Genomic DNA, 12,243 nt, shown 5'->3' on the forward strand with positions numbered 1-12,243 from the left:
GGGAAACCTGGATACTAAAAGGGAGGTAGGCCCCTTGCTAGATGTAAATAATTTTGAGTATATGAAAATAGGTTTGGCATCACCGGATAAGATTCGTTCTTGGTCATTTGGTGAGGTCAAGAAACCTGAAACAATCAACTACCGTACGTTGAAGCCAGAAAAAGATGGATTGTTCTGCGAGCGCATTTTCGGACCTACAAAGGACTGGGAATGTCATTGCGGAAAGTATAAACGTGTGCGCTACAAAGGTGTCGTTTGTGACCGTTGTGGTGTGGAAGTTACGAAAGCAAAAGTCCGCCGTGAGCGTATGGGGCACCTTGAACTTGCTGCCCCTGTCTCTCACATCTGGTATTTCAAAGGTATTCCAAGCCGTATGGGGCTTGTACTGGATATGTCACCGCGTGCATTAGAGGAAGTCATTTACTTTGCTGCATACATTGTGACAGACCCAGGTGAAACAGCTTTAGAGAAAAAACAGCTGTTATCTGAAAAAGAATACCGCGCTTATCGCGAAAAATATGGGAAAAACTTCGGTGCTCAAATGGGCGCAGAAGCAATCCGTAAGCTTCTTTCCGACATCAACCTTGATAAAGAAGTAGATATGCTGAAAGAAGAATTAAAAACAGCACAAGGACAACGACGCACACGTGCGATTAAGCGATTGGAAGTGCTGGAGGCATTCCGCCACTCAGGAAATGATCCTTCCTGGATGATTCTTGATGTGCTGCCGGTAATCCCGCCGGAACTTCGCCCGATGGTTCAATTGGATGGCGGCCGTTTCGCCACTTCTGATTTAAACGACCTTTACCGTCGTGTCATCAACCGTAACAATCGTTTGAAACGGTTGTTGGATCTTGGTGCACCAAGCATTATCGTGCAAAACGAAAAACGAATGCTTCAGGAAGCAGTCGATGCCTTGATTGACAACGGTCGTCGCGGCCGTCCTGTAACCGGTCCTGGTAACCGTCCTTTGAAATCTCTTTCTCATATGTTGAAAGGGAAGCAAGGTCGTTTCCGTCAGAACCTTCTCGGTAAACGTGTCGACTATTCCGGTCGTTCCGTTATCGTAGTAGGGCCAAACCTGAAGATGTTCCAATGTGGTCTTCCAAAAGAAATGGCACTTGAATTATTTAAGCCATTTGTCATGAAGGAATTGGTCGAACGTGGCTTAGCTCATAATATCAAATCTGCCAAACGTAAAATCGAACGTATCCATCCAGAAGTATGGGATGTGCTGGAAGATGTCATTAAGGAGCATCCGGTCCTGTTGAACCGTGCCCCTACATTACACCGACTTGGTATCCAGGCGTTCGAGCCGGTATTGGTTGAGGGACGAGCGATTCGTCTGCATCCGTTAGTATGTACAGCCTATAACGCTGACTTTGACGGTGACCAGATGGCTGTTCACGTACCATTATCTGCTGAAGCCCAGGCAGAAGCCCGCATCCTTATGCTGGCAGCACAAAACATCCTTAACCCTAAGGATGGAAAACCGGTTGTTACTCCTTCACAGGATATGGTTTTGGGTAACTACTACCTGACAATGGAACGCCCGGGGGCTGTTGGTGAAGGAATGGTATTCAAAGATCTGAATGAAGCATTGATCGCTTATCAGAATGGCTACGTTCACCTGCATACTAGGGTCGCTGTGTATGCTGGCTCATTAAATAATGAAACACTTACAGAAAAGCAAAACCAGCAACTGCTATTGACTACTGTAGGTAAGTTGATTTTCAACGAAATGCTGCCGGCTTCATTCCCTTATATGAATGAACCGACACAAGAGAACCTGGAAATTAAGACTCCAGAGCATTACTTTGTAGAAAAAGGAACTAACATCAAGGAAGAAATCGCCGGACGTGACGAGATACTTCCATTCAAGAAAGGTATTCTTGGTGATATCATCGCACAAGTATTTAAACAGTTCTCCATCAGTGAGACGTCTAAAATGCTTGACCGCATGAAAGACCTTGGTTTCTCTTACTCTACAAAAGCTGGTATGACAGTCGGTGTTTCCGATGTTGTCGTATTACCAGAAAAGCAGGAGATATTGGATGAAGCTCAAGGTAAAGTAGATAAAGTATTGAAACAGTTCCGTCGTGGTTTGATCACAGAAGAAGAACGCTACGATCGCGTCATTGAAGTTTGGTCGAAAGCCAAGGATGATATTCAGGACCGCTTGATGAAATCCTTGAACCCGCGTAACCCGATCTTCATGATGAGTGACTCTGGTGCGCGTGGTAACGCCTCAAACTTCACACAGCTCGCGGGTATGCGTGGTCTTATGGCCAACCCGGCTGGACGTATCATCGAGTTGCCGATCAAATCCAGTTTCCGTGAAGGTTTGACTGTACTAGAGTACTTTATTTCCACTCACGGTGCTCGTAAAGGTCTTGCCGATACAGCGTTGAAGACGGCCGACTCTGGTTACTTGACGCGTCGTCTTGTAGACGTTGCTCAGGATGTCATCATCCGTGAAGATGATTGTGGAACAGATAGAGGCTTGACCGTCAGCTCGTTGACCGAAGGTACAGAGTTGATCGAACCGTTGATCGACCGTTTGATTGGACGTACAGCTTATCAGACCGTACGTCATCCGGAAACGAATGAAGTGTTGGCTTCCCGCAATGAAGTCATCTCTGAAGATGCTGCGAAAGCTATTGTGGAAGCTGGCATTGAAGAAGTGGTTATCCGCACAGCATTCACTTGTAATACGAAACATGGTGTTTGTAAAAAATGTTACGGTCGTAACCTTGCTACCGGGGACGAAGTGGAAGTTGGAGAAGCAGTGGGAATCATTGCTGCCCAGTCCATCGGTGAACCAGGTACACAGCTTACGATGCGTACATTCCATACGGGCGGGGTTGCTGGAGACGACATCACACAAGGTCTCCCGCGTATCCAGGAATTGTTTGAAGCCCGTAACCCTAAAGGTCGTGCCGTCGTTTCTGAAATCTACGGTACAGTCCAAGAGGTTAATGAAGTCAAAGAGAAACAGGAGATTGTCGTACAAGGCGATGTAGAAACACGCACGTATACAGCTCCTTATGGCGCTCGCATGAAAGTTGCTGTTGGAGATCAGGTTGGCGCTGGTCAGGAACTTACAGAAGGTTCCGTTGATCCAAAAGAACTCTTGACTATCAGTGGCTTGGATGGCGTCCAGGAATATCTGTTGAAAGAAGTTCAGAAGGTTTACCGGATGCAAGGGGTTGAAATCGGAGATAAGCACGTCGAAGTAATGGTCCGTCAAATGCTTCGCAAAATCCGTGTACTCGACTCTGGGGATACGGAAGTATTACCTGGTTCCTTGCTGGAAATCCATCAATTCCGCGATGCAAACAAGAAGGCATTGCTGGAAGGCGGACAACCGGCAGTCGGACGCCCTGTGCTTCTTGGTATTACGAAGGCATCGCTTGAAACAGATTCCTTCTTATCTGCCGCTTCCTTCCAGGAAACAACTCGTGTCCTTACAGATGCGGCAATCAAAGGTAAACGCGATGAGCTTCTCGGCTTGAAAGAGAATGTTATCATCGGTAAACTCGTACCAGCGGGTACCGGTATGACGCGTTACCGCAAGATCCAGGCTGATAAAGAGGGGAAAAATCCCGATCAGGCTGAATTGGATCAACTGACTCAATAAATTCAAAGTTAGCAAATAACTTGGGTAAATAATGGGGAAGCGCCTTGAGAAAAAATCACCACGAATATTGTTGACATGCAAAACCGTGAGTGATAATATAATCAAGGTGCTTCCATTTATCCTTGTTACTTTGGAGGATATGCTTAAATGTCTTATGAAAAAGTAGCACAGGCTAATTCTAATATCGTTATTGGAACGAAACAGACACTGAAAGCCATGAAAAATGGCGAAGTGGAAGAAGTCTTCGTAGCTGATGATGCTGATCAGCACGTTACAGACAAAGTAATGCGCCTGGCAAAAGAATTAAACATTCCGTGCCAGCGGGTTGACTCGATGAAAAAACTCGGAGAAGCCTGTGACATTGAAGTCGGTGCAGCGACCGTGGCGATAAAGCAATAAAGTTTTGGCGGTGTTATCCGCGAAAGCTTTGTTTTTTGCCTTATTATGAACCACCTGGATGTGTGGTATTGAAAAAGTGAGGAAGGGAGGACAAAAAACATGCCTACTATTAACCAATTAGTACGTAAAGGACGTGTGAGCAAAGGACGTAAGTCTGACTCTCCTGCGTTGAACAAAGGTTACAACAGCTTCAAGAAGTCATTGACAGATCAGTCTTCTCCGCAAAAACGTGGAGTATGTACTCGTGTTGGTACAATGACACCGAAAAAGCCAAACTCTGCATTGCGTAAATATGCGCGTGTACGTTTGACTAACGGAATTGAAGTTACTGCATATATCCCTGGTATCGGCCACAACTTGCAAGAGCACAGTGTTGTTCTTATCCGTGGCGGACGTGTAAAAGACTTGCCAGGTGTGCGTTATCACATCGTTCGTGGTGCGCTTGACACTGCAGGTGTTGAAGGCCGTATGCAAGGCCGTTCCAAGTATGGAACAAAACGCCCTAAGAAATAATAGCCTGAGTGGCTTAATTATAAAAATACAACATGGAAGGAGGGGGACATATGCCACGTAAAGGACCAGTAGCTAAGCGTGATGTACTACCAGATCCGCTTTACAACTCTAAACTTGTTACTCGTTTGATCAACCAGATCATGGTTGACGGACAACGCGGTAAGGCCCAAAAGATTCTTTATAAAGCTTTCGATCTTATCCAGGAACGCAGCGGTAACGATCCAATGGAAGTTTTTGAACAAGCAATGAAAAACGTAATGCCAGTACTTGAGGTGCGTGCTCGCCGTGTAGGTGGGTCAAACTACCAGGTACCAGTTGAGGTGCGCCCAGAGCGTCGCCAGGCACTAGGATTGCGTTTCATCGTGAACTATTCTCGCTTGCGCGGTGAAAAGACGATGGAAGAACGCCTTGCTAACGAAGTATTAGATGCAGCTAACAACACAGGTGCTTCTGTCAAGAAACGCGAAGATATGCACAAGATGGCTGAAGCGAATAAAGCATTCGCTCACTATCGCTGGTAAAATCCTACCAATCACAAAACTTATATTCAGGAAGGAGAAAGATTCATGCCTAGAGAATTCTCCTTGGAGAAAACACGTAATATCGGTGTCATGGCTCACATCGACGCCGGTAAAACAACTGCTACTGAACGTATCCTTTTCTATACAGGACGTATCTATAAAATTGGGGAAACTCACGAAGGTGCTTCTCAAATGGACTGGATGGAGCAGGAGCAAGAGCGCGGTATTACAATCACATCCGCAGCAACAACTGCTCAATGGAAAGGTCATCGTATCAACATCATCGATACACCAGGCCACGTGGACTTCACTGTAGAAGTTGAACGTTCCCTGCGTGTACTAGATGGTTCTGTAGCTGTTCTTGACGCTCAATCAGGCGTTGAGCCACAAACGGAAACAGTTTGGCGCCAGGCTACAACATACGGTGTTCCTCGTATCGTCTTTGTAAATAAGATGGATAAAATCGGTGCAGACTTCATTTACTCCCTGGGCACACTTAGTGATCGCCTTGGAGCAAATGCAGCAGCAGTACAACTTCCAATCGGAGCAGAAGATGAATTCGAAGGAATCATCGACTTAGTAACGATGGAAGCATATTATTACATGGATGACTTGGGTACACGTGCGGAAGCGCGTGAAATCCCGGACAGCCATAAAGAACAAGCGGAAGAATACCGCAGCAAGTTGATTGAAGCTGTAGCAGATTTTGATGAAGACTTAATGATGAAATTCCTCGAAGGGGAAGAAATCACTAATGATGAGTTGAGATCAGCTATCCGCCAAGCAACATTAAGCGTGGAATTCTATCCAGTCTTCTGTGGTTCTGCCTTCAAAAACAAAGGTGTACAGTTATTGATTGATGGGGTTATTGATTATCTTCCATCTCCACTGGATGTACCTCCAATCGAAGGTCATGTTCCACAAACAGAAGAAGAGGTTGTCCGTAAAGCGGACGACAAAGAACCTTTCTCTGCTTTGGCGTTTAAGGTTGCAACAGACCCATATGTAGGTAAACTGACGTTTTTCCGCGTTTATTCCGGAACCTTGAAATCTGGTTCATACGTAAAGAACTCCACGAAAGATAAGCGTGAGCGTGTAGGTCGTATCCTGCAGATGCACGCGAATTCCCGTGAAGAGATCTCTGAAGTATATGCAGGAGATATCGCAGGTGCTGTAGGTCTGAAGGATACAGGTACTGGTGACACATTGTGTGACGAGAAGAGCCTGGTAATTCTTGAGTCTATGGAATTCCCTGAGCCGGTTATTTCCGTAGCAATTGAACCGAAATCCAAGGCTGACCAGGATAAAATGGCTGTTGCCCTTGGTAAGCTGGCAGAAGAAGATCCGACCTTTGTAACTGAGACAGATACCGAAACTGGTCAAACGATCATTAAAGGTATGGGTGAGCTTCACCTCGACATTATTGTCGACCGTCTCCGTCGCGAATTCAAAGTAGATGCCAACATCGGTGCTCCTCAGGTTGCCTACCGCGAAACATTCCGCGGAAGCGCTGAAGTCGAAGGTAAATTCGTACGTCAGTCTGGTGGTCGCGGACAATACGGTCACGTTTGGGTCAAATTCGAGCCAAACGAAGAAGGCGCAGGCTTTGAATTTGAAAACAAAATCGTCGGTGGTGTCGTTCCGCGTGAATACATTCCTTCCGTAGAACAAGGTATTAAAGAATCCTTGGAAAACGGTGTACTAGCCGGATATCCGATGGTAGACATCAAAGCAACACTTTATGATGGTTCTTACCATGATGTTGACTCCAACGAAATGGCATTTAAAGTTGCCGCTTCCATGGCACTTAAAGAAGCCAAGAATAAATGTAAACCAGTACTTCTTGAGCCATTGATGAAAGTGGAAGTTGTAATCCCTGAAGAATACATGGGAGATATCATGGGTGATGTCACTTCCCGTCGTGGACGTGTAGAAGGTATGGAAGCCCGTGGTTCTGCACAAGTGGTTAAAGCATTTGTACCACTTTCTGAAATGTTCGGTTACGCAACAGCGTTGCGTTCCAACACCCAAGGCCGTGGAACTTACTCCATGCACTTTGACCATTATGAAGAAGTACCAAAGAGCATTGCTGATGAAATCATCAAGAAAAATGCCGGTCAGTAATTGATTTTATTGACTAGATAAAGTATAAATTATATTGTAGGCTTAGAGGCAATTTTGCATTGCTTCTGAGCTTCCTATAAAAAAAGTTAAACTATAACAATATGTTATTTATTTAAAGGAGGAACTATAAATGGGTAAAGAAAAGTTTGATCGTTCCAAGTCCCACGTCAACATTGGTACAATTGGCCACGTTGACCATGGTAAAACAACACTAACTGCTGCAATCACTACAGTACTTCACAAGAAATCTGGTTCTGGTACTGCAATGGCATACGACATGATCGACGGTGCTCCAGAAGAGCGTGAGCGTGGAATCACAATCGCAACTGCACACGTTGAGTATGAAACTGACAATCGTCACTATGCACACGTTGACTGCCCAGGCCACGCTGACTATGTTAAAAACATGATCACTGGTGCTGCGCAAATGGACGGTGCTATCCTGGTTGTATCTGCAGCTGATGGCCCAATGCCACAAACTCGTGAGCACATCCTTCTTTCTCGTCAAGTAGGTGTACCTGCGATCGTAGTATTCCTAAACAAAACTGACATGGTAGACGACGAAGAGCTACTTGAACTAGTTGAAATGGAAGTTCGTGACCTATTGACTGAATACGAATTCCCTGGTGATGATGTACCAGTAATCAAAGGTTCTGCTCTTAAAGCCCTAGAAGGCGACGATGAGTACGAAGCTAAAATCTTTGAACTAATGGATGCGGTTGATGAGTACATCCCAACTCCAGAGCGTGACACTGACAAGCCATTCATGATGCCAGTTGAGGACGTATTCTCAATCACTGGCCGTGGTACAGTTGCAACTGGCCGTGTAGAGCGTGGTCAAGTTAAAGTCGGTGACGAAATCGAAATCATCGGTCTTGCTGAAGAGCCTACTAAAACTACTGTAACTGGTGTTGAAATGTTCCGTAAGCTTCTTGACTATGCAGAAGCTGGTGACAACATCGGTGCACTTCTTCGTGGTGTATCCCGTGAAGATATCAACCGTGGACAAGTACTTGCTAAGCCAGGTTCTATCACTCCACACACGAAGTTCCGTGCAGAAGTTTATGTACTATCTAAAGAAGAAGGTGGACGTCACACTCCATTCTTCACTAACTACCGTCCACAGTTCTACTTCCGTACAACTGACGTAACTGGTGTTTGCCAGCTGCCAGAAGGAGTAGAAATGGTAATGCCTGGTGACAACGTTGAAATGACAGTTGAACTTATTTCTCCAATCGCTATCGAAGATGGAACTAAGTTCTCTATCCGTGAAGGTGGCCGTACAGTAGGCGCCGGCGTTGTTGCTGAAATCACTGAGTAATAACAACATTAATTATAAAAAGACAGCGATCTAGCATCGCTGTCTTTTTTGCATTTTATCAGGGGTTCTTTACCATAATAGCGTCAGGGTTGGCTGGGAAACTACTCGCTTTCCTGCGGGGGAACCGACAAGCCTCCTCAGTCGTTTCACTCCTTGTGGGGTCTCGCCTGGCTCCTTCTCCCGCGGGAGTCTCGCAGTTTCCCAACCACCCCATCTGAAGAATGGGAGATACGAACCCATCCCATATTATAGATGTCTTCTACTTCTAATCGATAATTGAACAAAGACGCGGTTTTAAGCTCATATTTCATGCGTAGCTCCCTCCTTGTTTAAAAATATACCGATGTTTCCGTTTCTCTCATAAACGCAAGGAGGGCCGGGAAATTGCGAGACTCCTATGGGATGAACATGATCGGTGAGATCCCGCAGGGCTTTAGCCCGAGGAAGCTCACCTCATGCACATGGAAAGCGAGTGATTTCCCGGACCTCCCTACCGTTACTACCTTAACGGAAAGAGTTTTCGCGAACATCACTTCTCGAAATCAAGTCTTCGACTTTTCCGGCCTTATAATTGAATAAGCATAGCGTGCCGATGACGGACCAGCCACGAATAATTGCTTTATATTTATATAGAAGAAACTCGTCAAATTTTATTTTCCAACTATTACTTTTAGTTAGTTGGAATCTTACTGGCGCTAGGGGTTGAAATGATAACCAGAAGTTTGTATAATGTTTTGAGTGTTGCTTCATAGATTCGTTGAATTTATGCTTGCATTCACCAACGTTCTTCTATATAATGAATAATGTTGGTCATAAAAGGCGATGAAGCGAAAGGTTGTTGGCACACCCGGCCCCTTTGCCATGGCGGGTGAGTCGAGGAATTTTCGTGGAGAAAGTCTATTTAACAAAATGGGCGTAAAGGAGGGAAAATAATGGCAAAAGAGAAGATTCGTATTCGTTTAAAGGCGTATGATCATCGTATTCTAGATCAATCCGCTGAAAAAATCGTGGACACTGCGAAGCGTTCAGGTGCTAATGTATCTGGTCCAATCCCGCTTCCGACAGAAAAAAGCATTTACACAGTTTTGCGTGCGGTGCACAAATACAAAGATGCTCGTGAGCAATTCGAAATGCGTACTCACAAACGTCTAATCGACATTGTAAATCCAACACCACAAACTGTAGATTCACTTATGCGTTTAGATCTACCATCTGGTGTGGATATCGAAATCAAACTATAATAGTATTTTTTAATTAATAGGAGGTGTAACGGATGGCGAAAGGAATCTTAGGACGCAAAGTCGGCATGACTCAAGTTTTCTCTGAAAATGGCGAGTTGATCCCAGTAACAGTGGTTCAAGCCGAACCAAACGTTGTTCTTCAAAAGAAAACAAACGAAAACGACGGTTATGAATCCCTGCAATTGGGCTTTGCTGATGAAAAGAAGAATCGCGTGAACAAAGCTGGGCAAGGACATGCTGATAAAGCAAACACCACCCCTAAGCGCTACGTTCGTGAAATCCGTAATGTAAATCTTGACGATTATGAAGTAGGTCAAGAGGTTAAGGTAGATATTTTCGAAGCTGGAGACATCATTGATGTTACTGGAACATCCAAGGGTAAAGGTTTCCAAGGTGCTATTAAGCGTCATAACCAATCCCGCGGACCAATGACTCACGGTTCTCGCTATCACCGACGTCCAGGTGCTATGGGTGTAATTGACCCAATGCGTGTATTTAAAGGTAAAAACCTTCCTGGTCAAATGGGTAACGAGCAAGTGACATTGCAAAACCTTGAAGTAGTACAAGTGGATGTAGAACGTAACTTGCTGCTTATCAAAGGCAATGTTCCTGGCCCGAAAAAATCTTACGTTAAAATTACAAGTGCAATCAAGGCTAACAAATAATTAAAGGAAGGGAGGATTAGTCATGCCTAAAGTAGCACTATTAAACCAAAGTGGCTCTCAGGTAGGCGATGTGGAATTGAACGATGCCGTATTCGGTATTGAACCAAATACACATGTACTACATGAAGCAGTTGTTATGCAGCGCGCATCTTTGCGTCAAGGCACACACAAAGTAAAGAATCGTTCAGAAGTGAGTGGCGGTGGTCGTAAACCATGGCGTCAAAAGGGTACAGGTCGTGCACGTCAAGGATCTATCCGTTCCCCACAATGGGTTGGCGGTGGAACTGTGTTCGGTCCTACACCACGCAGCTACAGCTACAAACTTCCAAAGAAAGTACGCCGTCTGGCTCTTCGTTCTGCGCTTTCTACTAAAGCGAACGAGGAAAACGTCGTTGTTTTAGAAGCTCTTTCTTTTGACGCTCCAAAAACAAAAGAAGCAGTAAACGTCCTTAAAGCTCTGGATGTCAACACGAAAGCGTTGATCGTAACAGCGGACGAAGATGAAAATGTAACTCGCTCAACAAACAACATTCCTAATGCGAAGACTATCACAGTCGATCAATTGAATGTACTTGATTTGTTGGCGCATGACAAGCTGATCCTGACGAAGGAAGCAGCTGAAAAAGCAGGGGAGGTGCTTGCATAATGAAAGACGCTCGTGATATCATTAAGCGCCCTGTCATTACGGAACACTCTGCTGACCTTATGGGAGAAAAGAAATATACGTTTGAAGTTGATACAAAAGCGAACAAAACACAAATCAAGCATGCTGTTGAGGAAATCTTCGGTGTGAAAGTTGAACGTGTTAACACGCTTAACCTGAAAGGTAAATTCAAGCGTATGGGTCGTTATGGTGGATACCGTTCTGACCGTAAGAAAGCAGTTGTCACTTTGACTGAAGATAGTAAAGAACTAGAATTCTTTGAAGGTGTATAAATAAAAATTCAAATGTGAAGGAGGGAAAAACGATGGCGATTAAAAAATACAGACCTACTACAAATGGTCGTAGAGGTATGACCGGTTCCGATTTCGCTGAAATCACAACCGATAAGCCAGAAAAATCCTTGCTGTCTCCGTTGCACAAACGTGGTGGCCGTAACAACCAAGGTAAATTAACAGTTCGTCATCAAGGCGGCGGTCATAAGCGTCAATACCGTATTATCGACTTTAAGCGTGATAAAGATGGAATACCAGGACGCGTTGCTACAATCGAATACGATCCTAACCGTTCCGCTAACATTGCTTTAATCCATTACGTAGATGGTGAAAAGCGTTATATCCTAGCCCCTAAAGGGTTGGAAGTAGGGAATGAAATCATGTCAGGTGAAGGTGCTGACATCAAAGCTGGTAACTCTCTTCAATTGAAAGATATCCCAGTTGGTACGATCATCCACAACATTGAACTTAAGCCTGGTCGCGGTGGTCAAATGGCACGCTCTGCTGGTGCACAAGCACAAGTACTTGGACGCGAAGATAAGTACACACTTGTACGTTTGACTTCCGGAGAAGTACGCCTGGTATTGAGCACTTGCCGTGCGACTATCGGTCAAGTAGGTAACCTTCAGCATGAACTGATCAACATTGGTAAAGCTGGACGTTCCCGTCACCTAGGTAAGCGCCCTACAGTTCGTGGTTCTGTTATGAACCCAAGTGATCACCCACACGGTGGTGGTGAAGGACGTGCGCCAATCGGTCGTAAGTCACCAATGTCTCCATGGGGTAAACCTACGCTTGGTCTTAAGACTCGTAAGCGTAACAAGCCTACAGATAAGTATATTGTACGTAAACGTAAAAAATAAACGGGGTTGATCGACGGGGG

At 45.0% G+C, this 12,243-nt stretch carries 12 protein-coding genes; 11 read left to right on the forward strand and 1 reads right to left on the reverse strand.

Translation table 11 applies throughout. The annotated features are described in order from the left end of the window. Positions 1 to 34: 34 nt before the first annotated feature. The 6 genes from rpoC to tuf all read left to right on the forward strand — a co-directional run bounded on the left by rpoC (position 35) and on the right by tuf (position 8,518). A complete protein-coding gene (rpoC, locus tag ACGTNI_RS15170; RefSeq protein WP_085504868.1) occupies positions 35 to 3,640 on the forward strand; it encodes a DNA-directed RNA polymerase subunit beta' in 3,606 nt (1,201 codons plus the stop codon). Between the two features lie 147 nt (positions 3,641 to 3,787). Beyond that, positions 3,788 to 4,039: a 50S ribosomal protein L7ae-like protein gene (locus ACGTNI_RS15175; protein ID WP_085504869.1), complete on the forward strand. Its 252-nt coding sequence runs from the start codon at positions 3,788 to 3,790 to the stop codon at positions 4,037 to 4,039. Positions 4,040 to 4,138: 99 nt separating this feature from the next. After that, the gene (gene rpsL / locus ACGTNI_RS15180; protein WP_062438267.1) at positions 4,139 to 4,552 is read left to right on the forward strand and encodes a 30S ribosomal protein S12; all 414 of its coding nucleotides are present in this window, start codon (positions 4,139 to 4,141) and stop codon (positions 4,550 to 4,552) included. Positions 4,553 to 4,602: 50 nt separating this feature from the next. Further along, complete coding sequence (gene rpsG, locus ACGTNI_RS15185; protein WP_062438269.1) at positions 4,603 to 5,073, forward strand: 30S ribosomal protein S7; 471 nt, start codon at positions 4,603 to 4,605, stop codon at positions 5,071 to 5,073. A gap of 45 nt (positions 5,074 to 5,118) precedes the next feature. Beyond that, complete coding sequence (gene fusA / locus ACGTNI_RS15190) at positions 5,119 to 7,197, forward strand: elongation factor G (protein ID WP_394463626.1); 2,079 nt, start codon at positions 5,119 to 5,121, stop codon at positions 7,195 to 7,197. Positions 7,198 to 7,327: 130 nt separating this feature from the next. Beyond that, a complete protein-coding gene (tuf, locus tag ACGTNI_RS15195) occupies positions 7,328 to 8,518 on the forward strand; it encodes an elongation factor Tu (RefSeq protein ID WP_085504871.1) in 1,191 nt (396 codons plus the stop codon). Between the two features lie 146 nt (positions 8,519 to 8,664). Here tuf and ACGTNI_RS15200 read toward each other — a convergent pair whose 3' ends face one another. Beyond that, positions 8,665 to 8,829, reverse strand: a complete 165-nt coding sequence (locus tag ACGTNI_RS15200) for a hypothetical protein (RefSeq protein ID WP_176223873.1) — start codon at positions 8,827 to 8,829, stop codon at positions 8,665 to 8,667. 621 nt (positions 8,830 to 9,450) lie between these two features. Between ACGTNI_RS15200 and rpsJ the strand changes: the two genes are divergently transcribed. The 5 genes from rpsJ to rplB are packed head-to-tail and all read left to right on the forward strand — an operon-like array spanning position 9,451 to position 12,223. Further along, positions 9,451 to 9,759 (forward strand): 30S ribosomal protein S10, encoded by a 309-nt coding sequence (gene rpsJ, locus ACGTNI_RS15205; protein ID WP_085504873.1) that lies wholly within the window; start codon positions 9,451 to 9,453, stop codon positions 9,757 to 9,759. A 32-nt stretch (positions 9,760 to 9,791) separates the two neighbouring features. After that, positions 9,792 to 10,424: a 50S ribosomal protein L3 gene (gene rplC / locus ACGTNI_RS15210; RefSeq protein ID WP_394463627.1), complete on the forward strand. Its 633-nt coding sequence runs from the start codon at positions 9,792 to 9,794 to the stop codon at positions 10,422 to 10,424. A 22-nt stretch (positions 10,425 to 10,446) separates the two neighbouring features. Continuing rightward, positions 10,447 to 11,070, forward strand: a complete 624-nt coding sequence (rplD, locus tag ACGTNI_RS15215) for a 50S ribosomal protein L4 (RefSeq protein ID WP_062438282.1) — start codon at positions 10,447 to 10,449, stop codon at positions 11,068 to 11,070. Beyond that, on the forward strand, positions 11,070 to 11,360 hold the full coding sequence (gene rplW / locus ACGTNI_RS15220; RefSeq protein ID WP_062438285.1) for a 50S ribosomal protein L23: 291 nt from the start codon (positions 11,070 to 11,072) through the stop codon (positions 11,358 to 11,360). Before rplD ends, rplW begins: the two co-directional genes overlap by 1 nt. A 32-nt stretch (positions 11,361 to 11,392) precedes the next feature. Further along, positions 11,393 to 12,223, forward strand: a complete 831-nt coding sequence (gene rplB, locus ACGTNI_RS15225) for a 50S ribosomal protein L2 (RefSeq protein WP_062438288.1) — start codon at positions 11,393 to 11,395, stop codon at positions 12,221 to 12,223. The last annotated feature ends 20 nt before the right edge of the window (positions 12,224 to 12,243 follow it).

The organism is Thalassobacillus sp. B23F22_16 (assembly GCF_043496955.1).
Taxonomy (GTDB): Bacteria; Bacillota; Bacilli; order Bacillales; family Halobacillaceae; genus Thalassobacillus; species Thalassobacillus devorans_A.

What these genes read in the sequence shown, in the direction of transcription:
- ACGTNI_RS15200 (WP_176223873.1), bottom strand. Translation starts at nt 8,829, where the DNA reads ATGAAATATGAGCTTAAAACCGCGTCTTTGTTCAATTATCGATTAGAA.
- tuf (WP_085504871.1), top strand. Translation starts at nt 7,328, where the DNA reads ATGGGTAAAGAAAAGTTTGATCGTTCCAAGTCCCACGTCAACATTGGT.
- rplW (WP_062438285.1), top strand. Translation starts at nt 11,070, where the DNA reads ATGAAAGACGCTCGTGATATCATTAAGCGCCCTGTCATTACGGAACAC.
- rpsJ (WP_085504873.1), top strand. Translation starts at nt 9,451, where the DNA reads ATGGCAAAAGAGAAGATTCGTATTCGTTTAAAGGCGTATGATCATCGT.
- rpsG (WP_062438269.1), top strand. Translation starts at nt 4,603, where the DNA reads ATGCCACGTAAAGGACCAGTAGCTAAGCGTGATGTACTACCAGATCCG.
- fusA (WP_394463626.1), top strand. Translation starts at nt 5,119, where the DNA reads ATGCCTAGAGAATTCTCCTTGGAGAAAACACGTAATATCGGTGTCATG.
- rplC (WP_394463627.1), top strand. Translation starts at nt 9,792, where the DNA reads ATGGCGAAAGGAATCTTAGGACGCAAAGTCGGCATGACTCAAGTTTTC.
- rplB (WP_062438288.1), top strand. Translation starts at nt 11,393, where the DNA reads ATGGCGATTAAAAAATACAGACCTACTACAAATGGTCGTAGAGGTATG.
- rpsL (WP_062438267.1), top strand. Translation starts at nt 4,139, where the DNA reads ATGCCTACTATTAACCAATTAGTACGTAAAGGACGTGTGAGCAAAGGA.
- rplD (WP_062438282.1), top strand. Translation starts at nt 10,447, where the DNA reads ATGCCTAAAGTAGCACTATTAAACCAAAGTGGCTCTCAGGTAGGCGAT.
- ACGTNI_RS15175 (WP_085504869.1), top strand. Translation starts at nt 3,788, where the DNA reads ATGTCTTATGAAAAAGTAGCACAGGCTAATTCTAATATCGTTATTGGA.